We start from the raw sequence: 23828 nt of genomic DNA, 5'->3' as shown, positions 1-23828 counted from the left end.
GGTAAAAGTATCATGTCCGAGTTAAATGAAAAATTCGCTTTAGCATGGCAAGGTTTTAACCAAGGTGACTGGCAGAATAACGTCAACGTACGTGATTTCATCCAGAAAAACTACACTCCATATGAAGGTGATGAATCTTTCTTAGCAGGCTCTACTCCAGCAACTGACACGTTGTGGGATAAAGTCATGGAAGGGATCAAAATCGAAAACCGCACTCATGCGCCAGTTGATTTTGACACAGATGTCGCTTCAACCATCACTTCCCATGATGCAGGTTACATTACTAAAGAATTAGAAAAAATTGTTGGTTTACAAACTGATGCACCTCTGAAACGTGGTCTTATCCCGTTCGGTGGTATCAAAATGGTTGAAGGCTCATGCAAAGCTTACGACCGTACTTTAGACCCTGAAATCAAAAAAATCTTCACTGAATACCGTAAAACTCACAACCAAGGTGTTTTCGACGTTTACACGCCAGACATCTTAAAATGCCGTAAATCAGGTATCTTAACGGGTCTACCTGATGCATATGGTCGTGGTCGTATCATCGGTGACTACCGTCGTGTTGCACTGTACGGTATTGATTTCCTGATGAAAGACAAATTTAACCAATTCACCTCTTTGCAAGAAAGATTAGAAAAAGGTGAAGACTTACAAATGACTATCCAACTGCGCGAAGAAATTGCTGAACAGCACCGTGCATTGGGTCAAATGAAAGAAATGGCTGCAAAATACGGTTACGATATTTCTGCACCAGCAACAAACGCACAAGAAGCAGTACAGTGGACTTACTTCGGTTACTTAGCCGCTGTTAAATCACAAAACGGTGCTGCAATGTCATTTGGTCGTGTTTCTACCTTCTTAGACGTGTATATCCAACGTGACTTAGAAGCAGGTAAAATCACCGAACAACAAGCGCAAGAATTAATTGACCACTTAGTCATGAAACTGCGTATGGTACGTTTCTTACGTACTCCTGAATACGATGAGCTGTTCTCTGGTGACCCAATCTGGGCAACTGAGTCATTAGCAGGTATGGGCCTTGATGGTCGTACTCTGGTAACGAAAAGCACATTCCGTTTCCTGAACACACTGTATACCATGGGCCCATCTCCTGAGCCAAACATGACTATCCTGTGGTCAGAAAAACTGCCAATGAATTTCAAAAAATTCGCAGCAAAAGTGTCTATCGATACCTCATCAGTTCAGTATGAAAATGATGACCTGATGCGTCCAGACTTCAATAACGATGACTACGCAATCGCATGTTGCGTCAGCCCAATGATTGTTGGTAAACAAATGCAGTTCTTCGGTGCTCGCGCAAACTTAGCGAAAACCATGCTGTATACCATCAATGGTGGTGTTGATGAAAAACTGAAAATGCAAGTAGGTCCTAAACATACACCAATCATGGACGAAGTCTTAGATTTCGATACTGTGATGAACCAAATGGACCACTTCATGGATTGGTTAGCAACTCAGTACGTCACAGCACTGAACTGCATCCACTTCATGCATGATAAATACAGCTATGAAGCTTCACTGATGGCGCTACATGACCGTGATGTTTATCGTACCATGGCTTGTGGTATCGCAGGTCTATCTGTTGCTGCTGACTCACTGTCTGCAATCAAATATGCGAAAGTTAAACCAATTCGTGACGAAGACGGCATTGCTATCGACTTCGAAATCGAAGGTGAATATCCACAATTTGGTAACAACGACTCTCGTGTAGATGATATCGCGTGTGACTTAGTTGAACGTTTCATGAAGAAAATTCAGAAACTGCCTACTTACCGTAACGCGGTACCAACTCAGTCAATCCTGACCATCACATCTAACGTTGTGTATGGTAAGAAAACAGGTAACACACCAGATGGTCGTCGTGCAGGTGCACCATTTGGACCAGGTGCAAACCCAATGCACGGTCGTGACCAAAAAGGTGCGGTAGCTTCACTGACTTCTGTTGCTAAACTGCCATTTGCTTACGCGAAAGATGGTATTTCTTATACTTTCTCTATCGTACCAAATGCGTTAGGTAAAGATGATGACGTTCGTAAAACTAACTTAGCCGGTCTGATGGATGGTTACTTCCACCACGAAGCGTCTATCGAAGGCGGCCAGCACTTAAACGTTAACGTTATGAATCGTGAAATGCTGTTAGATGCAATGGAAAACCCAGAGAAATATCCACAGCTGACTATCCGTGTATCGGGATATGCTGTACGTTTCAATTCACTGACTAAAGAACAACAGCAAGACGTTATTACTCGTACTTTCACAAGCACAATGTAATAATTAGCTTATTAAAATAAAGTAAATTAAAGACCCCGCTTTATGGGGTCTTTTTATCTATACCAGCAACGATATTTTTTCTCTAAAGTTTGCGGTATGACAGATATTTTGGAGTGCCTGCTATGTCTATCGATGATACAAAAACCAAAACAATAGCGATAACTAATATGACAGAAACCCCAACCACACTCGGCCGCATTCATTCATTTGAATCATGCGGAACGGTCGATGGTCCAGGGATCCGTTTTATTGTCTTTTTCCAAGGCTGCTTAATGCGCTGCCTGTATTGCCATAACCGCGATACTTGGGACACCCATGGTGGCAATATCGTCACTGTTGACGAATTAATGAAAGAAGCCGTGACCTATCGCCACTTTATGAATGCGACAGGCGGCGGCGTTACCGCCTCTGGTGGTGAAGCTATCTTACAAGCCGAATTTGTTCGTGACTGGTTCCGCGCATGTAAAAAAGAAAATATTCATACTTGCCTTGATACCAATGGCTTTGTACGCCGCTACGACCCAGTGATTGATGAACTGATGGATGTCACTGACTTAGTGATGCTTGATTTAAAACAAATCGATGATGCAATTCATCAAAAATTAGTGGGTGTTTCTAATCACCGTACTTTGGAATTTGCCCGTTACCTTGCCAAACGCAACCAAAAAACCTGGGTACGCTATGTTGTCGTGCCGGGTTGGAGCGATGACGACCATTCAGTACATTTACTGGGCGAATTTACCAAAGATATGAACAATATCGAGAAAATCGAATTATTACCTTACCATGAGCTTGGTAAACACAAATGGGAAACTATGGGTGAAGAATACAAGCTAGATGGCGTTAGACCACCATCAAAAGAAGTGATGGAACGAGTCAAAAGTATTCTTGAAAGTTATGGTCACAAAGTGATGTACTAAAATTATAGAGGCTCTTTGCAGAGCCTCTTATTTATTTGAAAAGCGGTAAATGGCCAATTAACTGAGTAACTGCTTTTTTATTTCCCACCAAGCCTATCCCTGCCAATTGAATATCTTTATATTGCTGTTCAGATAATTTCTGCTGATATTCATCATAAGTACGGCAAGATTGAGCGAGCAAACTAAAAGGAATGATATAAATATCATCCTTCTGGTAAGCGACCACTTCAATCTCTTTCATATATTGCTCTGCGGATTTTAATATCGGTAATGGTGCATAAATCACCCCTGGGTAATTCATATTATCCAAACTATTAAGATCATTCCCTACCATATTATTGACTTTATTTCCTAAACTCACACCAATTACACTCGCTGCATTCATCGCTAAACCATTCGATAAGTTTTGGTTTACCACGATGGCACAACGGTGTTCTGTTGGATTAAAAATCATCTCTCTTTTCCCTTTTACTGTTTGTTATTGTTCTAAAACACCTCATTATTATTGCATTTAAAGAAAGAAATAGGCTTTCTAACTCAGTCATTACACGCTAAAATTTAGGCAATTTTATCCTATTTTATGCGATTTTAAGGTAAAGGCTTTCATTTATGGCAATAGATAAGACAGAAATAAAAATATTGAAATTACTACAAGATGACGCTCGAATAACGAATCAAGTTCTTGCTGAAAAAGTAGGCATGTCAGCCTCTCCCTGTTGGCGAAGAGTTAAAAAGCTAGAAGAAGAACATGTTATTGAAGGATATCGCGCTATTCTCAATCGTAAAAAAATTGGCTTAGGTGTGATGGTATTTGTTCGCGTTATTATTGATAGCGATAGCGAGGCTGAAGCTCAAAAATTTGAACAAGAAGTGACTGAGCTCGAAAATGTTGTCGCTTGCTACAGTATTGGTGGTGATACCGACTTTTTATTGCAGGTTGTATCTCATGATTTAGACTCCTACGCCGATTTCGCGATGACGGTTATTCGCCGGTTACCGGGTATCAAAGAAATGCAAAGTATGTTTGTACTAAAAGAGATTAAGCCATTGGATGCTTACCCCATATCGCTCATTTAACCGCTGGGTAAATGGCATTTTGCTTACGTATTAATAATAATGATTATTTAATTTACTATTCACTATTAAATTAGGGTTTGGTCTTACTGTATAGAATAAAAAAAACAGCCGTTTTCACTGTACTACTAAATACTCATACTCTATTCAATACATTAAGGTATAGATAATGGTCTTATTACAATAAAAAATATCTTATACAAGAAAATTTTAATCAAAAATACCTTACCAGAATAGTCTGCTTTATAATAAGTTAACTTATCTGCATACTACTGCCGATAAGTTACAAGAATGAGTATAAACTCAGAAAACTTATTAATAATAATATATTGCTAATTCACTACGACTAACAGGTTCCTTTCTTATCATGAATAATGAAAACTTCAGTGCAGATAACAACCCTGCACCTACAATTAACGCACAAACTCAAGCCGATACATTCGTTTTTCACGCAGAACCTCGCACAGTAGATGCAGGTGAAGGTGTTAACTGGATCAGCCAATCATGGTCTCTTGTTAAAGAAAAGCTGGGAATGTGGATCCTAATTAACATCGTTCTGTTTGCGGTGATCTTTATCATTTCAATGATCCCATTCTTGAACTTACTGATTACTTTTATTACGCCTATTTTTATTGGTGGTATTATTGCTATCAGTGAAAATCAACGTAAAACTGGCCAAGCAGAAATTGGGTTATTATTTGCTGGTTTCCAAAATAAATTCGGTACCCTATTTGCCGTTGGTGCCATCAACTTTGCGGCTAACTTAGTAGGCATGATCATCGCATTTATTATCGGTGGTTCTGCTATGTTTGGTTTATTGATGGAAAGCAACCAATATGGTTCACCATCTGACGCGGCTATCCTTGCATCTTCAGGTACATTCTTCTTTGCAATTATTATCATGGCCGTTGCTGCGTTAGTAGGTACTGCCTTGACATGGTTTGCTCCAGCATTGGTTATGAACCACGACTTCACTGTTGGCGCTGCAATTTCTGCAAGCTTACAAGCTGTTAAGAAAAATATCCTGCCAGGTCTCCTGTTCTTTATCGTTTTATCAATCTTAATGATAATTTCAGTAATTCCTTTAGGTTTAGGTTTATTAGTTTCTATGCCAATTATGTATGTTTGCTATTACAGCAGCTACCGCAGCCTGTTTTTCTCACAAGTAAAATAAACCAAAGTGTGATGGTTTAACGACTTTGCTAAATCATTAAATCTAAAAAAGGAAAGCAATTGCTTTCCTTTTTGCTATCCCATACAAATTCACATATATTCCTTTAAATAGTAATCTCCCTCTTTCCTTTCATAAATTGGAGCTGTTTTCCATGTATTTCGATATTACTGATTTAAAACTGTGTGTTAATGTCGCTAATGCAGGGAGCATCACCCATGGAGCGAAACTAACTTATCTTACACTGCAATCTGCAAGTGAACGGATACGTGGGTTAGAAAATGAATTAAACGTAGATATTTTTGTTCGCTCAGTGAAAGGGGTTTCATTATCAAATGCAGGTCATACATTTATTGAGCATGCGAAAACAATTTTGCAGCAAATTGAAGTAATGCAAGATGAACTGCAGCAATATAGTCGACACCTGCGTGGGCATATTAATATTCTTTGTAATACCTCTGCTCAAATGGAGTTTTTACCTGCCCGTGTTAGTGCTTATTTACGCCAGCACCCTGCGATGTCTGTGTCAGTGAAGGAAATGCCAAGTACTAATATCGTCACTGCAATCAGAAATAAAATCGCTGATATCGGTGTTATCGCAGATTCTACTGATCTCACCGGGCTGGATATCCGGCCATTCAGCTCAGATGAATTAGTTGTTTTTGTCCATAAAGATAGCCTTTGGGCAAACCGAGAAAATGTTCCATTTTCTGACATTATTGATGCTGAATTTATTGGTTTAATGGAAGATAACCCATTACAAAAACATATTGATAATAACGCCAAACAACAAGGCAGGCGGCTAAATTACCGGGTACGTATGCCAACATTAGATGCTGTAATGCAAGGAGTTAATGATGGCATTGGCATAGCCATTATTCCCAAACAAGCGGCACAGCGTAGCCAGCTCTCTGCGAGTAAAATAGTGCAATTGACTGAAATTTGGGCATGCCGAAAATTAGTTATCTGTGCACGAGATTTCAACCAATTACCTGATTACACTAATGAGTTTGTTAATTTCTTAATTAATTGGTCATCTGAAGGCTAATTTTGTCGCCATGTAAATTCCTAATCCGATCAAACCAATAAAAAAGCAACGACGGAATAATTTCTCGCTAATAATCTTGCGAAAATATTGACCAAGGTACATTCCACCAATAGCTGGTATTAAGGCAAAGGCAGATAAACTCCAATTAATATCATATTGTTGCTGGTCAATGGATAACTTGATTGCTAATGCAACTGTTGATGCGGTAAATGCTAACCCTAGAGCCTGAATAAGCTCATTTTTATTTAATTTTAAGGTTTGCAAATAAGGGACTGCTGGAATAACAAATACACCCGTAGCAGCCGTAATCACACCTGTGATATACCCCACTGTTGGTGAAAGCCATATTTCATGCTTCTTGGATGATGGCATTTTTTTTGCGATTAACCCCCATATTCCATAGATAATAAGCACGAAACCAAGTGCAGGTAGTGTCCAACCAGATGCTGAGGTTAAAGAAGGTAAAAAACTGAATATGGTGCCAAGTACCACCCCAATAATAAAACCACTGAGCCGTTTGATTAGTGCCATAAATTGTGGGCCAATCAATAATTGCCATATATTCGTGATTAACGAGGGAATAATTAACAAGCTAGCAGCGGCAGCAGGCTCCATTGACGTGCTTAATAACCCCATTGCGATTGTCGGTAACCCTAACCCAATCACCCCTTTTACAAGGCCTGCTAGTAAGAAAACACCAATAATTACACCCATTTATTTCGCTCCGATAAATTTACTTTACCGTAGAGTAATGTCCTACATTGAATAGTGCTATTTGGAAAATATTGAGGGGGGATCAGGTTTAGCCTGAGGATACGTTTTCAAAATGCTTTAAATTTGCAAAAAAAACGCGACTACTATGAGTCGCGTTTTACTTTTGAAGAAGTAACGGAAATTAACCGATGTACTCTAAACCTTTCATATATGGGCGTAATACTTCTGGAACTTCAATACGGCCATCTGCTAATTGGTAGTTTTCTAAAATCGCCACCAATGTACGACCAACCGCTAAACCAGAACCATTCAGAGTATGAACAAGTTGTGTTTTCTTATCACTCTTACCGCGGAAGCGAGCTTGCATACGACGCGCTTGGAAATCCCACATGTTTGAACAAGATGAAATTTCACGATAAGTATTTTGCGCTGGTAGCCATACTTCTAAGTCATAAGTTTTACGTGAACCAAAACCAATATCACCGGTGCATAAAATCACTTTACGATAAGGTAAGTTCAGTAATTGTAATACTTTCTCTGCATGGCCAGTCAGCTCTTCCAATGCATCCATAGATTTTTCTGGATGTACGATTTGCACTAACTCAACTTTGTCAAATTGGTGCATACGGATCAAACCACGTGTATCACGGCCATAAGATCCCGCTTCAGAACGGAAACAAGGTGTGTGTGCTGTCATTTTCAGAGGAAGTGAGTCTTCATCTAAAATTTCATCACGAACCAAGTTAGTCACAGGTACTTCAGCTGTTGGAATCAAAGCATAAGTGCTGCTGTCTGCTTCTTCTTCCAGTGGTTTAGTATGAAATAAGTCTTCACCAAACTTTGGTAATTGGCCAGTTCCGTAAAGCGTGTCATGGTTGACTAAATACGGAACATACAATTCTTGGTAGCCATGTTGTTCAGTATGTAAATCAAGCATGAATTGTGCCAATGCACGGTGCATACGAGCAATTTGCCCTTTCATGACAACAAAACGTGCACCCGTCAGTTTTACCGCAGCTGGAAAGTCTAAGCCGCCAGATAGCTCACCAAGGCTAACATGGTCTTTAACTTCGAAATCATACTGGCGAGGCTCACCCCAACGAGCCACTTCAACGTTGTCAGAATCATCTTTACCGTCAGGTACTTGATCATCAGGGATATTCGGGATACTCAAGGCAATATCACGGATTTCTTGTTGCAGCTTTTCAAGCTCCGCTTTTGCAGAATCCAATTTTTCGCCTAATTGGTTAACTTCTAGACGTAATGGTTCGATATCTTCACCACGTGCTTTTGCCGCACCAATAGTTTTCGATCGCGAGTTACGGTCTGCTTGCAGGGTTTCAGTTTCAACTTGTAAAACTTTGCGGCGTTCTTCTAATTCACGCAGCTTTTCCACATCAAGGGTAAAACCCCTGCGAGCCAGTTTTTCAGCAACCGCGTCTAGCTCCGTACGCAGTAAATTGGGATCGAGCATGCTTATCCTGTGATTATTGTTAGTAATTAATGATACTTTTTGAGGTGCATTCCAGCACAACAAATAAAGTAAAGTATTTCGCTATATAACCTTACCGCATTGCCCAGTTTAGCGATAGCGTTTTGTGGTGCTAATTTGATCCTGTTGGGCTAACCAGTCTAGTTTTTCAGCAAACTTGCTTTCTTGACCCCGTTTCGTAGGGTAGTAATAACGTGTTGTTTGCATAGGTTCAGGAAAATAGTTTTCCCCTGCCGCATAAGCGTTAGGTTCATCATGTGCATAACGATACTCCTTCCCAGCTCCCATTTCTTTTAATAGTTTAGTTGGTGCATTTCGAAGATGTTCTGGCACATCGTAATCCGGTTGCATTTGTGCATCTTTAATCGCAGCTTTATAGGCGGTATAAACCGCGTTACTTTTTGGTGCACAAGCTAAATAAACAATGGCTTGGGCAATTGCACGCTCACCTTCGGCAGGCCCCACTCGAGTAAAGCAATCCCAAGCTGAAATGGCTACTTGCATCGCACGAGGATCCGCATTACCCACATCTTCTGATGCAATTGCAAGTAACCGACGAGCAACATACAAAGGGTCACCACCCGCAGTGATGATCCTTGCAAACCAATATAGTGCGGCATCCGGTGCTGATCCTCTGATAGACTTATGCAGCGCAGAAATTAAGTCGTAATAACGGTCGCCTTTGTTATCAAACCTTGCGGTTCGTTCACCACTGACTTCTTTTAATAAATCAGCGGTTAAAATACGCTGCCCTTGGCCATCCGCTTCGGCCATATCCGCCATCATTTCCAGCAGATTTAATGAACGCCTAGCATCCCCATTAACCAACTGAGCAACCATTTTGCGCGTGCTGTCAGGTAGAACAATATTTTGCCCACCAAGGCCACGAGATGAGTCTGCCAGCGCTTGCAGCAATACTTGTTCAATATCATTCTCTTCAAGTGATTTAAGCAAATACACCCTAGCACGTGATAACAACGCAGAGTTTAATTCAAATGATGGGTTTTCTGTTGTCGCACCAATAAATGTAATCGTGCCATCTTCTATGTGCGGTAAAAATGCATCTTGCTGGCTTTTATTAAAACGATGAACTTCATCCACAAATAAAATGGTTCTTCGCCCTGCACTACGATTTTGCCGAGCCTTTTCAATGGATTCTCGGATTTCCTTAATACCAGAGGTAACCGCTGAGATGCGTTCAATATCGGCTTGTGCATAATTGCCAATAATTTCAGCAAGGGTTGTTTTGCCTGTTCCTGGGGGCCCCCATAAAATCATGGAGTGCAGATGACCCGCTTTAATCGCACGCGGTAACGGTTTGCCCTCTGCCAATAAATGCTTTTGGCCAATATATTGTTCAAGGGTTTCAGGCCGCATTCTTGCTGCTAAAGGTTGAAATTCATTCTGCGAAAAATCAAGAGACAGGTTACCCACTATATCCTCTTTTTTACCTCTTAAAATACCCTATATATTAACCAGCAAATACTCATGTTGCTGGTTAATATTTTTTCTAATCAAGCTTATTTTGCGTTTGAGCGCTGGTCATCTAAAGTGACACCTTTTGGCACAGTAAACTTGAATTTACTTGCATCAACGCGACCATTTTTTTGCTCTTTTAATTGATAAGCACTGGTTTGGCCATCTTGTTCAACCGCTGAAAACTGCTCAATCGTCCCTTGGGGAGAAACTGTAATGGAAAAACGTTTTAAAGTTCCATTAGTTTGTTTTGGTTTTAAATCAAACGTATTTCCTTGTTGGATGATTGAGTACTGTTTCCAATCTTTCGGGTCGTTACGTGTAATTAGTAGAAATGGCGTATCCTGCGTAGCATCCGCTAAATTAGTTACGGTCACTTGTTCTACAAACGGATTATAAAACCACAAATTTTTTCCATCTGACACCAGTACACTTTCATCCGGTGATGTCATGTTCCAATTAAATAAATTTGGGCGCTCAAGCCATAAATCTCCAACACCTTCTTGAATCAAATCCCCTTCAGGACTTGTCACTTTTTGCGAGAAGCTAGCTTGGAAGCTATTGACCTTATTCAAACGTTCTTGAAGGTCTTCGCTTGCGTCTGCCAATACTTGGCCAATATGTAAACTCAGGGCTAACGCACCCAATAACATCATTTTTTTCATCGATGAAAGACCTTAAAATTATTACCTTAAGAGGCGTCCCGTCTTTATACACCCCTTAAATTAAACCAGCAATCAGCACACTAAATTATTAATGTCCCATTGACGGAGGAGCAAGAACTTCACGGTTACCATTGTGCCCTTGCTCACTGACAATGCCTTGGACCTCCATTTGCTCAACAATCCTTGCAGCACGGTTATAACCGATCCTGAATTGGCGTTGAACCCCAGAAATGGAAACTCGTTGTTTCTCAACAACAAACTCAACAGCTTGGTCAAACAGTGGATCGAGCTCTTCGCCACCACTATCATAACCACCGCCTTCGCTATCATCACTACAGGTTGTAATGCTATCAATATATTGTGGTTTACCGCGAGCTTTCCAATCATTCACAACGGCATGAACCTCTTGGTCACGGACAAAGGCGCCGTGCACCCGCACTGGAATTGAAGAGTTTGGCGGTAAATACAGCATATCCCCCATACCGAGTAAAGACTCCGCACCGCCTTGGTCAAGGATCGTGCGCGAGTCAATTTTACTGGATACCGTAAATGCAATCCGCGTTGGAATATTTGCTTTGATTAACCCTGTAATAATATCAACCGATGGTCTTTGGGTTGCCAATACCAAATGGATACCCGCTGCACGTGCCTTTTGCGCCAATCGTGCAATTAGCTCTTCCACTTTTTTACCTGCCGTCATCATTAAGTCAGCAAACTCATCAACCATGACAACAATGTAAGGTTCTTTTTTCAGCATTGGATGCTCTGTATCCATACTATCACCAGGTTTCCAATGTGGATCAGGAATTGGCCGGCCCATTTCTTCTGCCGCTTTGATGCGATCGTTATAACCCGCTAGGTTACGTACCCCTAATGCAGACATGAGTTTATAACGGCGTTCCATTTCATTCACGCACCAGCGCAAGGCATTTGCCGCATCTTTCATGTCAGTAACCACTTCTGTCAATAGATGCGGGATACCTTCATAAATGGATAATTCGAGCATTTTCGGGTCAATCATGATAAAGCGAACATCTTCTGGTTTCGCTTTATACAAAATGCTGAGGATCATTGCATTGACCCCTACAGATTTACCAGAGCCGGTTGTCCCTGCAACGAGTAAATGTGGCATTTTTGCTAAATCAGCAACGACAGGATCGCCTTCAATATCTTTCCCTAACACAATAGTGAGAGGAGATGGATTTTTGCGGAAGTCATCGCAATCTAATACCTCACTCAAGTAAACAGTTTGCCGTTTCTCATTAGGGAGCTCTAGGCCTACATAAGGTTTGCCCGGTATCACTTCTACAACACGTACGGCTACGGTTGACAACGAACGAGCAAGGTCACGTGACAATGTAGATATCCTTGCTGCTTTTACTCCCGGCGCTAGATCAAGCTCAAACCGAGTAATGACAGGGCCTGGAGAGAACCCAACTACTTCGGCTTTAACACGATAATCATTGAGCCTCGCTTCAATCAACCTCGCTGTTTGTTCTAGTTTGAACATGTCCACTGGCTCTTCTTGCGCTGGCGGGCTTGCCAGCAAATCAAGAGATGGCATTGGCGTTGTTGGTTTCGGTAATGGTTGGTCATTACGCACTAAGAACGGGTGGAATAAGCTATCTTGCTGTGGCTGCTGTGGCTGCTGTGGCTGCTGTGGCTGCTGTGGCTGCTGTGGCTGCGCAAAAGTTTGTATTACTGCTGGTGAGTTGCCAAGCCCTTCAGCAATATTATCAATATTATTTTGCGGAGCCGTAGGTAGAACAGAAGACGTACTAAATGACGGCATAAATAATGGGTCAGCAGGCTCGTTGTCAACCAAATCATCAACAGGGGTAAAACTATCCAGTACAGAGAACTCTTTTCTTAAATCAATTCTAGGCTCAAAGTCCTCTTGTACTTGCGAAGAATACTCTTGCGTGAACTGAGGCTGATAGCCATTATCAACGACTGGCGCAACTTCCTCAGGCTCTGGAATTGTATGCGTATTATTGGACTGTTGTGAAGCCGACGCCCAACGGTGTTCAATTTCTGGCTGTGTAAATGAGCTGATTTTATTTTCTGTCATTGGCTCATTTTGTAATGGTTCTTCATCTGAATGTACGCTATTTAATGGCGCTTCATAATCCGTTTCATCAACTTCACCATAACGTTCGCGTTGCTGCTCTAAAAACTGAGCTCGTAGTAATTCACCTTGTTGTGCTTCATCATCAGTTTCAAGTTGCTCAGACTCACTCGCAGACCACTGCTGATATATCTGCTCACGTTTAGAGGCTTCTTCTTCACGCCGCTGTAGTTCTGCATCACGTAACGATGGAATGCGAATACCATATAACTCACGACGAGTCGGTAAGCGAACAGGGTTTGGCCGCGGAAGCTCTGGTTCCATATTTTGTTTAACCTGAGCATGACGTTCCAGCGCAGCCACTGAAATACCCGCAGCTGCTAATGCCGCAGGGTTAGAGACCCTTTCAGTGACTGATGAAGGAATAACACTTTGCGTTATATTGGTAGTGTCAAATGATGGAACTGAGTGAGTTTGTGATTCAAAAGCCGCTTGCTGAACGGGCGTTTCTTGTTTATCCGAATACTCTTGGTAAGCGGTATTACCTTGTTTTTGTGGTTCTGATTGTTGATTATGCTGAACACTAAACAGCTGTTCTTCTGGTGCAACATATGGCGACGCTTGAGCTAACGGCTCATTAACGGTATCTGAAGTTGTATCAAAACCAGTACCAAGCTTAGGCTGGTAATCTTCAGGTACTTCAAAATGATATGTGCTCGGCTCATCCACTGCAGAGAAGGCCGTTACTGGAACTTGCTCAGACACGCTTTGATTCACCAATGGGATTGCGTTTTCTGTCGCTGTCATCGCTTCATTCGTCGTTTTTTCCGTTGTTGGAGCGATTTCAGTGACTAATTCAGCCACTGTGGGAGCAGAAAATAAAATATCATCCGCATCAATATTTTCTAGATCGTCATTGGCCCTGTGCTCAGCTTCTTGCGCACGCTGTAAAGCCCCTTCAGTCTCTTCAACGTCATAATCATAGTTATCTAAATCATCTCCCCTTGCTCGATTTGTCAGCAACGTAATTGGGAGAAGCACAGCCGCACCAATTTTTTCTGCGATTGTAAGCCATGACCACCCAGTAAACAGGGTAAAGCTTATTGCCCATAAAAATAGCAATGCTAACGTAGCGCCTAATGAATTGAACCACGGCATAATGGCACTGCTAAATACACTGCCAATCACTCCACCAGAGGCGAAGTTAGGTAAGTCGTCAAAATTGAGAGCCGCGAGTCCACAAGAGGATAAAATAAGTGCTAAACCACCGATTAATCTTAATGATAAAGAGAAAAAGTCAATATATCGGCGCTGACTTTCGTATTGAAAAATCGCCCAGCACCCTAGAAGTAATAAGGGGGGAATAGCAAATGCAAGAATACCAAAAGCCGAGAAAAGGATGTCAGCGCTCCATGAACCAACACTTCCCCCTAAATTCTTCACTGGGGCATTCCAAGTTGTCTGTGACCAGCTTGGATCTGAAGGGCTGAAGCTCAATAAAGCCACCATTAAGAAGAGTGCGCTCAAGCATATTGCGAGCAAAATAACCTCTAATAGCCGCCTTCCGCTACTTAGTTTTTTAAATTTGATGTGTTTATCTTCTGTATATTCTTGGCTCATTATTGTTTCTTTGCTAACTGATGTTCTTGACTAACCTAGGTTTATTCTACCATTAAACGACTGACTCTGCCTGCTTTACAACATCTAAGGTAAATCAGGGCATTATGAAAACGCTAAGGTGCAGTATTCCATCTAATGTATGACGATTCAATTTCTATTTCTCATCAAAAGTCCTAAATATTTATAGCTTTAGAATCAATAAATTGAAAATAAAATTTATCAATTGCTAAGTAATTTTTGCAAGATAACACAGAAAGACTGGGATTGCGGTCAGACAATGCCTTTTAAAGACGAGACATTACGTTTTTATCTAGCAGCAAATGAGGTGAGAAAAACGGAACAACGCTGAGTAAACTCAGCGTTGAAACTGCAGTGCGGCAACAAAGCTGAAATGCTGTGCTGAAGCGAGGTTAAAAAGCTCTGATTAGCGAGTTTTGATCACTAAGCGATTGCTTTGTTTAACTTCTTCCATAACTACATAGGTGCGAGTGTCGTTTACACCTGGTAAACGTAACAGAGTTTCACCTAACAGTTTACGATATGCGGACATATCTGGCACACGCGTTTTCAACAGGTAGTCAAAGTCACCAGAAACCAAGTGACATTCCTGAATTTCTTCCAATTTTTGAACTGCAGTATTGAATTGCTCAAACACATCAGCTGCACCGCGGTTGAGTGTAATTTCAACAAACACGAGTAAAGATGCATCTAAGTAATGTGGGTTTAATAACGCCGTATAGCCAGAGATAAATCCTTGTCTCTCAAGACGACGCACACGCTCTAAACAAGGTGTTGGGGATAAACCAACTCGTTTAGATAATTCTACGTTAGAAATTCGCCCGTCTTTTTGTAGCTCGTTTAATATATTCCTGTCGATACGGTCAAGGTCTTTGCCTGGACGCTTTTTATTGTCAATCATCTCTTTATCTCTCTTTCTCTAATTGTTATTTTCTACATCTAAAAATAAGCACCTTAGCCACCACCTTTTTTATTTAGGAATTCGTGTTCAGGAGCAAATTTTGTTCGTAATGCTGAAGTTAGTGTGAATGTAATTATCACCCACAATTTTTACTTGTATTTTAAATTTGTAAGTAGTGTAAAGTTAATTTTCCAGTGAGAACAAAAATGCGCCATTTCCATTGATCCGCTAGATAATTAACTCTTACACTGATGTTTTCGCAAATGCGCAGCCGATTGTCAAAGCAAATGAATAAAAATCAGTACAAGATTTCGCTTTTTTTTCCAGTAAAACGTTTCGCAGCCTTAATTCAAGATAATTCCTAAAAATTGTGATGCGTGACACAAGCAACTTTTTGTCACACTTTTTTACATTTTGTCGGTTTTACCTATTAATGAAATAAGCCAAATGAAACTAAGTCGCACTTAAACCACTTTTGTTAGCCTCTTATTTCTCCTACAATCTGATAAATGCTTTTTAGATTAAAGAGGAATTCATGAGCACAACAACACATCGCAAGTTAATCATTCTTGGTTCTGGCCCAGCTGGCTATACTGCGGCTGTCTATGCTGCACGTGCAAACTTAAACCCAGCATTGATTACTGGGGTGGAAAAAGGCGGTCAATTGACCACCACAACTGAAGTTGAAAACTGGCCTGGTGACCCAGAAGGATTAACCGGTCCAGGGCTTATGGAACGCATGCATGAGCACGCGTCAAAATTTGATACTGAAATCATTTCTGACCATATCCAAAAAGTGGACTTAAAACAACGTCCTTTCCGTTTAATTGGCGATGAAAATGAATATACCTGTGATGCTTTAATTATTGCGACAGGCGCTTCCGCACGTTATATCGGTCTGCCTTCAGAAGAAGCGTTCAAAGGCCGTGGCGTTTCAGCTTGTGCAACCTGTGATGGTTTCTTCTATCGTAATCAAAAAGTGGCTGTCGTTGGTGGTGGAAACACCGCGGTAGAAGAAGCGCTGTACCTTTCTAATATTGCATCAGAAGTCCATTTAATTCATCGCCGTGATAGCTTCCGTGCAGAAAAAATCCTTATTAACCGTTTAATGGATAAAGTTGAAAACGGTAATATTATCCTGCATACCGACCGTACATTAAATGAAGTCTTAGGTGATGACATGGGGGTTACAGGTGTGCGCTTAGAGTGTACTAAAACACACGCAACAGAAGATATCCCTGTTATGGGCGCATTTATTGCCATCGGCCACAGTCCAAATACGGGCATTTTTGAAGGTCAACTCGATTTAGACAACGGTTATATTAAAGTGCAATCAGGCACCCAAGGTAATGCGACCCAAACCTCTGTTGAAGGTGTGTTCGCTGCCGGTGATGTCATGGACCACATCTACCGTCAAGCCATTACCTCTGCGGGCACAGGCTGTATGGCCGCCTTAGATGCAGAGCGTTATCTTGATGGCTTAGCATCTAAATAATCAATAAATTATTGTGATTTAAATAGGCTTCAATGTTTATTCAATTGAAGCCTTTTTTGTTACTGATATTACCCATCTTAACTATTGGTTTTACATATATTTTTAAGAGCAAGTTTATATTGTACTTCTCGAATACTCCCTATACTGTTTTTACATAACATTTACGAATATAGGTGTAGGTATGGGGCAACAATTAGAACGTGATGCCATTCGCGGTTATTCTTATTTTATTATTGTCATACTTGCCGTGATGCAAGGCATCGTCATCACTGCCACCACTGATTACGCCATCCGTATAGAAAGCCAATTAAGCACGACCACTCTATATCTGCCTATTTTGCTCGCTATTTTTGTTCCTTCAGCAATAAGTTACCTAATTACCAATGCAAAATCCGGTATTTTTTATCTCAACATCGTCGTTATTATTGGGTTAATTTTCTGGCTCAATTACTGGCATGCCCAAGACTTTAAAAATCCTGCAGATACAGACCCATTCTTCGCCTTTATCACCCTAACCGTCCTGTTCTTTTTTATGCTTCCTTGGATGCAACTGTGGCAAGTAACAAGAACATGGAAAATCGATTACGGTTGCTTAATGGGGCTATATATTAAAAATACCTTTTTAGGTGTTCTAGCTGCTGCTATCGGTGGGTTGCTAACTCTAATCATAAAAATAGCCAGTTTCCTATTTGATATTGTTAACCTTAATTTTTTGAGTGAAGCTCTTGATAACGACGTTATCTACTGGGTGAGCTTTGCACTTGGCTTCAACGTGAGTTTAGTTTTTTTACGGGCAACACTAAATGTACAGCTCAGTAATTTTGCTAGCTTTATTGCTCGTTTTTTCTTACTCCTCTTAAATATTGTTGCCGTTATTTTCTTAGGTGGTTTTGTTGTTTCCTACTTTTCAGGTTTAAGCTCCACGAATTTAGGCTCCGCGGTGATGCTATGGTTTTTAATTTTAAACCTCATTTTCATCAATTTTGTGTATGGCGATGGCACTAGCCAATATCAATACCGTACAGGTCTAAATGGTTTTGTCTTAGTTAGCATTATTCTACTCAATGCATTTTCAGTGCTTTCCCTCTATGGCATTCTGGTACGAGTAAACCAGTATAGTTGGAGCGTTGAACGCCTGTATGCATTTACTATTGCCTTATTTCTATTTGTATTGGTTTTTGCTTACAGTATTGCCATTATTTATAAAAGATCAGCTTGGATGTCCTATTTAGGGTTTATCAATAAAGCGGGAATTTTGTCTCTAATTGCCATTATATTGGTCATTAACAGCCCTATTGCTGATTTTAAACGCATCACACTAAACAGTATTCTTGCTGGCGTTGAAAATGGCAAAATTAAAGTCAATAGTTCGCTTGCTTATGACTTAAAACAATTAGGTGAAAAGGGGCAACAGGCTTTTGAGCAACTCAATAACAACCCTGAATATCAAAAACTATTCCAAACTAGCCCTTATGAAGAAGAACAGCGTAAGCCGCTGAAATCAGTATTAATTCAAGCTAAAAATAGCCCTACAATACCAGACAAATGGTTCGATCTCGGAGAAAACCTTAGCAGTGCGTGGTATTGCACTTCACAATACAACCCATACCCATGTGTAGGCTTTATGGCCGATGTAAACCAAAACAACCAAAATGATGTGGTTATGTGCTATTCCTACCCAAGTAGTTCGAGTATTGATTGCAATATATGGCAACAAACGGAACAGAGCTGGGAGTTAATGGATACGCAAACTCGCACATTTAATACCATGCAAGAAAAAGCTCAGGCTTGGGATAATTTATTAAAAGGAAATTTTAAATTAAAACCCAAAGAATGGTTAATGATAGACCCCACTTCTTAATACTAATTAAAAATGCAGGTGACTTAACATTTCTTTGTTAAGCCACCTTTTCATTACGTAAAAATACAGTAACATCTCAAGATTATTACATCCCAAACTTTACTGAAATATTAAACTTACCTTTATAAAACAATTTAATAACAAAATACAACTCACCGTAAATAACCCACTTTTATTATGTAACATATCGTGGTGAAGCTGTTATGATGTACCCTAGTACCCGAATTTATGGGTAAGATCAAAAACGCAGATTTTCTTATAACCACCAATTGCGTTACCAGATCAAAAAATTATCGTTCTCATGCGGTATAAAATAGTCCAACTGTAATATAGCGCATGGTAAAAGCAACGTTAGGTTGGTATTTCCTAACTATACTCAATGACATTAAAACTACACCTGCTAACTAAATCATTATGGATAAATCAAGACAGACTGAATTGGTACGTTGGTTAAAACAACACAGTGCCCCTGCCAAGCGCTGGTTGCGGATCTCTATGTTACTAGGTATTTTGAGCGGATTACTGATTATTGCTCAAGCCTGGTTCTTAGCTGTTATCTTACAAGCATTGATTATGGATAACGTTCCTCGAGAACAGCTATTAACTCCCTTTATTCTTCTGATTTGCGTTTTCATCTTACGTGCAATTGTCACCTATATACGAGAACGTGTTGGCTTTCGTTGTGGCCAAGTGGTGCGCCAAGAAATACGCACCATGGTACTCGATAAACTTCAAGAGCTCGGCCCTGTATGGGTTAAAGGTAAGCCTGCGGGTAGCTGGGCCACGATTATTCTTGAACAAATTGAAGACATGCAAGACTACTATTCACGCTATCTTCCACAAATGTATTTAGCGGGGATCATCCCCATTATGATCCTGATTGCTATTTTCCCATTTAACTGGGCTGCTGCACTTATTTTATTCGTCACTGCCCCGCTAATTCCTATTTTTATGGCATTAGTCGGCTTAGGTGCTGCGGACGCTAACCGCCGTAATTTTATTGCATTAGGTCGTTTAAGCGGTAGTTTTCTCGATAGATTACGAGGCCTTGATACCTTACGGTTATTTTTTCGTGAAAAGGCAGAAATTAAGCAAATTCGCGAATCAACAGAGGATTTTCGTTCCAGAACGATGGAAGTACTAAGAATGGCATTTTTGTCTTCCGGTGTACTTGAGTTTTTTGCATCGATTTCTATTGCTGTTGTTGCCGTCTATTTTGGTTTTTCTTACCTAGGTGAAATGAATTTTGGTAGCTACGGTTTACCTGTCACGCTATTTGCAGGTTTTCTTGCCTTGATACTGTCTCCAGAGTTTTTCCAACCACTACGAGATCTTGGCACATACTACCACGCCAAAGCACAAGCTGTTGGTGCCGCTGAAACACTCGAAACATTGTTAAACAGTGATGGGGAACAAAACACTCAACAAGGAACCCAAACACTAAGCGATGATGCTATCTATATTCAGGCTAAACAATTAGAAATTTTATCCCATGATGGAGTGCGCCTTGCTGGGCCATTAGATTTCAATATTGAACCACAACAACGTATTGCGATTGTTGGTCAAAGTGGCGCAGGGAAAAGCTCATTACTCAATTTATTGTTAGGCTTTTTGCCTTATCGCGGCTCCATCACCGTAAATGGTGTTGAACTTCGTGAATTATGTCCTGATAAATGGCGTGAATTACTTGGCTGGGTTGGGCAAAACCCTCACCTTCCAGAGCAAACACTGGTTGAAAACATCTGTTTAGGCAAGCCAAATGCTACAGAGGCAGAAATTCAACAGGCTATTGATAATGCATATGTTTCCGAATTCTTAGCCCATTTGCCTGACGGTCTAAATACCAAATTAGGTGACTATGCCGCCCGCCTTTCGGTCGGGCAGGCTCAGCGTGTTGCCGTTGCACGAACCCTGTTGAAACCTTCTCGTATGCTACTTCTAGATGAGCCCGCTGCGAGCTTAGACTCCCACAGTGAGCAACGTGTTATGCAAACACTTAACCAGCTATCAAGTCAGCAAACAACCCTTTTAGTCACCCATTTGCTGGAAGAAACCCTTGATTATGACCAAATTTGGGTAATGGCTAATGGTCAAATCATTCAGCAAGGTAATTACACACAACTAAGTCAATCAGAAGGCGCTTTTGCCCAGTTACTTGCCCATCGCAGTGAGGAGCTTTGATAATGAAAATTTTATTACCTTTCTTAGCCCTTTACCGCCGCCATTGGTTTTTAATTACATTAGGTATCATCTTAGCGATTGTGACCTTACTGGCGAGTATTGGTTTACTTACCCTTTCCGGTTGGTTTTTAGCCGGAACCGCAATTGCTGGTTTTCCGGGTCTTTACTATTTTAATTACATGTTACCCGCAGCAGGTGTCCGTGGCGCCGCTATTTTTCGTACCGCTGGTCGCTATGGAGAACGTCTAGTTAGTCATGATGCCACCTTTAAGGTGCTTGCTCATTTGCGAGTTTTTGCTTTTAGTAAAGTATTACCCCTTTCACCGGGTGGTATCAGTCGTTTCCGTCAAGGGGAGTTACTCAATCGCCTCGTCGCTGACGTAGAAACTCTAGATCACCTCTATTTACGTGTTTTATCGCCGATCATTACTGCATTTTTTGTTACCTTTGTCCTTATTTTTGGTTTAAGTTACCTCGACCCTCGTCTTGCGTGGACACTGGGTGGCATCATGCTGTTTTTACTGTTTACCATGCCATTTATATTTTATCGTGCAGGCAAACCCATCGGCCGTGAACTAACCGAATTACGTGGAAGTTATCGCACTATTTTAACCTCTGCACTGCAAGGGCAAGCTGAGCTAACATTGTTTGGTGCCACTGACCGTTTTCGCCAAAACTTGCTTAATATTGAAAACAAATGGCAAATACGCCAACAACAGCAAGCGGCACTTACCGGGCTATCTCAAGCCATTATTTTATTTGCCTCTGGTGTGACTGCGACACTACTTCTTTGGATGGCTGCCGACCATGTGGGCGGGGATACTAAACCGGGGGCTCTCATTGCTTTGTTTGTTTTCTGTGCGCTGGCTGCTTTCGAAGCACTAGGACCAGTTGCGGTAGCTTTTCAACATATGGGGCAGGTGATTGCGTCTGCTACTCGCGTTTCCCAATTAATGACCGCGAAACCGGAGGTAACTTTCCCAAGTGAAAGCCCTTCAATCGCAACATTGGAAAGCCTGACTGTCGACAATATTTCATTTACCTATCCAGAGCAGCCATTTGCCGTTCTTCACAATGTATCTTTAACGTTAAATAAAGGCCAACACCTTGCTTTATTAGGTAAAACTGGCTGCGGTAAATCAACACTCCTTCAATTATTAACTCGTGCTTGGGATGTTGATAGCGGAACCATCTACTTAAATGGCACGCCTATTAACGAATTTAGCGAAAAATCGTTACGCAATATGATGTCTGTTGTGCCACAACGGGTTCATGTCTTTAGTGATACATTACGCAATAATCTATTACTCGCCAATGAACAAGCGACTGATATCGAATTAAATGAAGTATTGCAACAAGTTGGCTTGGGCAATTTATTAGAAAACGAATTAAAGCTTAATGCATGGATGGGAGAAGGCGGTCGACAGCTTTCAGGTGGGGAACAGCGCCGCTTAGGCATTGCCCGTGCTTTGTTACATAATACCCCATTAATTCTAATGGATGAGCCAACGGAAGGGCTTGATGCGCATACAGAACAACAGATTTTAGCACTACTCAAAGAAAAATGTGCTGATAAAACATTAATTGTCATTACTCACCGCATGCAGGGCTTAGAGGAAATGGATAACATTTGTGTGATGGATAATGGTAAAATCATCGAACAAGGTACTCATCAAGCGCTGTTAGGCATGCAAGGCCAGTATTATCAGTTCCGCCAGCGCCACTGGGCACAGCAACCGCTCTGAGGCGTATATGTATCAATTAGATGACGACTCCTATTTATTCCCTCCCGTGTCTGAAGCCATGCGGGAGCCCAATGGTTTATTAGCGATTGGCGGAGATCTTTCATCAAAAAGGCTGCAAGCCGCTTATTATGATGGTATCTTTCCTTGGTTTAATCCTGGAGAGATGCCTTTATGGTGGTCTCCGGACCCTAGAGCAGTACTCATGGTTGGTGAGCTTCATATTAGCCGGTCAATGAAAAAAGTATTAAAAAAGCAGACTTATCGCATTACCGTTAACCATGCATTCAAGCAAGTTATTGAAGCTTGTTCTGTACGCCAAGAAGGCACATGGATTTTACCCGAAGTTCAAGCTGGGTATTTGGCATTACACCAAGCAGGAATGGCTCATTCCATTGAAGCTTGGTATGGCGATAAACTCGTTGGAGGCCTGTATGGTGTGAGCATGGGGCACCTATTTTGTGGGGAATCTATGTTCAGTAGAATGAATGATGCATCCAAATTTGCTTTTATTACGTTCTATTTTCATTTTTTGCGCTATAATGGGCAACTTTTTGATTGTCAGGTACTTAACCACCATACCGCCTCAATGGGCGCAAAAGAGATATCCCGTAGGGATTTTTTACATATTCTTTATCGGTGGCGTGACAAAGCGATTGACCCCGCCTGCTGGATACCGCAATCGATTGAAATACCGCCAATTTTCGATTAATGAATTTTGGTTTTACATTAATTTTATTCCTTCACTTAAAAATAAAGATCGCGTTAAAATGCGACACTTCTTTACTTAGTGCGGGTTTTTGGGCATTATCTTGCCCGTTAAAAATCACGGTTATTAAACTTAGAGGATTAGATGGCCAAAGAAGACAATATTGAAATGCAGGGCACAGTTTTAGATACCCTGCCAAACACAATGTTCCGTGTTGAACTGGAAAACGGTCACGTGGTGACTGCTCATATTTCTGGAAAAATGCGTAAAAACTATATCCGCATCCTGACAGGCGACAAGGTAACTGTAGAGTTAACACCTTATGACCTGAGCAAAGGCCGAATCATTTTCCGTAGCCGTTGATATTCGCTTCAGGCA

At 41.0% G+C, this 23828-nt stretch carries 18 protein-coding genes; 11 read left to right on the top strand and 7 right to left on the bottom strand.

Annotated elements, in window-relative coordinates:
* Positions 1-12: 12 nt before the first annotated feature.
* Positions 13-2295, top strand: coding sequence for a formate C-acetyltransferase (pflB, locus tag PR683_RS00750; protein WP_109911031.1), 2283 nt, complete (start codon positions 13-15; stop codon positions 2293-2295).
* A gap of 167 nt (positions 2296-2462) precedes the next feature.
* A complete protein-coding gene (gene pflA, locus PR683_RS00745) occupies positions 2463-3215 on the top strand; it encodes a pyruvate formate lyase 1-activating protein (protein ID WP_042851778.1) in 753 nt (250 codons plus the stop codon).
* 31 nt (positions 3216-3246) lie between these two features.
* Here the strand turns inward: pflA and PR683_RS00740 are convergent, their stop codons facing one another.
* Positions 3247-3669, bottom strand: coding sequence for a DUF2000 domain-containing protein (locus PR683_RS00740; protein WP_164529054.1), 423 nt, complete (start codon positions 3667-3669; stop codon positions 3247-3249).
* A 155-nt stretch (positions 3670-3824) separates the two neighbouring features.
* Here PR683_RS00740 and PR683_RS00735 point away from each other — a divergent pair, with 155 nt between their 5' ends.
* The 3 genes from PR683_RS00735 (at position 3825) to PR683_RS00725 (ending at position 6508) form a co-directional block, all read left to right on the top strand.
* Positions 3825-4292, top strand: a complete 468-nt coding sequence (locus PR683_RS00735) for an Lrp/AsnC family transcriptional regulator (protein ID WP_004909485.1) — start codon at positions 3825-3827, stop codon at positions 4290-4292.
* Positions 4293-4656: 364 nt separating this feature from the next.
* Positions 4657-5463, top strand: coding sequence for a BPSS1780 family membrane protein (locus PR683_RS00730; protein WP_004909482.1), 807 nt, complete (start codon positions 4657-4659; stop codon positions 5461-5463).
* A 151-nt stretch (positions 5464-5614) separates the two neighbouring features.
* Entirely contained in the window at positions 5615-6508 is an 894-nt protein-coding gene (locus PR683_RS00725; protein ID WP_109911030.1) for a LysR substrate-binding domain-containing protein, read from the top strand.
* Here PR683_RS00725 and PR683_RS00720 read toward each other — a convergent pair.
* The 6 genes from PR683_RS00720 to lrp all read right to left on the bottom strand — a co-directional run bounded on the left by PR683_RS00720 (position 6494) and on the right by lrp (position 15462).
* Positions 6494-7222, bottom strand: a complete 729-nt coding sequence (locus PR683_RS00720) for a sulfite exporter TauE/SafE family protein (RefSeq protein WP_004909475.1) — start codon at positions 7220-7222, stop codon at positions 6494-6496. The two genes, PR683_RS00725 and PR683_RS00720, sit on opposite strands and share 15 nt — an antisense overlap.
* A 181-nt stretch (positions 7223-7403) precedes the next feature.
* Positions 7404-8696: a serine--tRNA ligase gene (gene serS, locus PR683_RS00715; RefSeq protein ID WP_004909472.1), complete on the bottom strand. Its 1293-nt coding sequence runs from the start codon at positions 8694-8696 to the stop codon at positions 7404-7406.
* Positions 8697-8804: 108 nt separating this feature from the next.
* A complete protein-coding gene (locus PR683_RS00710) occupies positions 8805-10148 on the bottom strand; it encodes a replication-associated recombination protein A (protein WP_004909469.1) in 1344 nt (447 codons plus the stop codon).
* 86 nt (positions 10149-10234) lie between these two features.
* Entirely contained in the window at positions 10235-10855 is a 621-nt protein-coding gene (gene lolA, locus PR683_RS00705; RefSeq protein ID WP_004909466.1) for an outer membrane lipoprotein chaperone LolA, read from the bottom strand.
* An 88-nt stretch (positions 10856-10943) separates the two neighbouring features.
* Positions 10944-14543, bottom strand: coding sequence for a DNA translocase FtsK 4TM domain-containing protein (locus tag PR683_RS00700; protein ID WP_272581620.1), 3600 nt, complete (start codon positions 14541-14543; stop codon positions 10944-10946).
* Between the two features lie 424 nt (positions 14544-14967).
* Positions 14968-15462: a leucine-responsive transcriptional regulator Lrp gene (gene lrp, locus PR683_RS00695; RefSeq protein WP_004256338.1), complete on the bottom strand. Its 495-nt coding sequence runs from the start codon at positions 15460-15462 to the stop codon at positions 14968-14970.
* Between the two features lie 535 nt (positions 15463-15997).
* Here lrp and trxB point away from each other — a divergent pair.
* The 6 genes from trxB to infA all read left to right on the top strand — a co-directional run bounded on the left by trxB (position 15998) and on the right by infA (position 23813).
* Entirely contained in the window at positions 15998-16957 is a 960-nt protein-coding gene (gene trxB, locus PR683_RS00690) for a thioredoxin-disulfide reductase (protein ID WP_109911028.1), read from the top strand.
* Between the two features lie 181 nt (positions 16958-17138).
* On the top strand, positions 17139-18818 hold the full coding sequence (locus tag PR683_RS00685) for a DUF7057 domain-containing protein (protein ID WP_272571588.1): 1680 nt from the start codon (positions 17139-17141) through the stop codon (positions 18816-18818).
* A 414-nt stretch (positions 18819-19232) separates the two neighbouring features.
* Entirely contained in the window at positions 19233-20999 is a 1767-nt protein-coding gene (cydD, locus tag PR683_RS00680) for a heme ABC transporter permease/ATP-binding protein CydD (RefSeq protein ID WP_004909443.1), read from the top strand.
* 2 nt (positions 21000-21001) lie between these two features.
* On the top strand, positions 21002-22744 hold the full coding sequence (cydC, locus tag PR683_RS00675; protein ID WP_004909441.1) for a heme ABC transporter ATP-binding protein/permease CydC: 1743 nt from the start codon (positions 21002-21004) through the stop codon (positions 22742-22744).
* 7 nt (positions 22745-22751) lie between these two features.
* Positions 22752-23453 (top strand): leucyl/phenylalanyl-tRNA--protein transferase, encoded by a 702-nt coding sequence (gene aat / locus PR683_RS00670; RefSeq protein WP_272581619.1) that lies wholly within the window; start codon positions 22752-22754, stop codon positions 23451-23453.
* Positions 23454-23594: 141 nt separating this feature from the next.
* On the top strand, positions 23595-23813 hold the full coding sequence (gene infA, locus PR683_RS00665) for a translation initiation factor IF-1 (protein ID WP_004244560.1): 219 nt from the start codon (positions 23595-23597) through the stop codon (positions 23811-23813).
* Positions 23814-23828: the final 15 nt, after the last annotated feature.

It is taken from the genome of Providencia sp. PROV269 (assembly GCF_028477785.1).
GTDB lineage: Bacteria > Pseudomonadota > Gammaproteobacteria > Enterobacterales > Enterobacteriaceae > Providencia > Providencia rettgeri.
The sequence above is the reverse complement of the archived record's forward strand: the minus strand, read 5'-3'. Positions and strand labels throughout refer to the sequence as shown.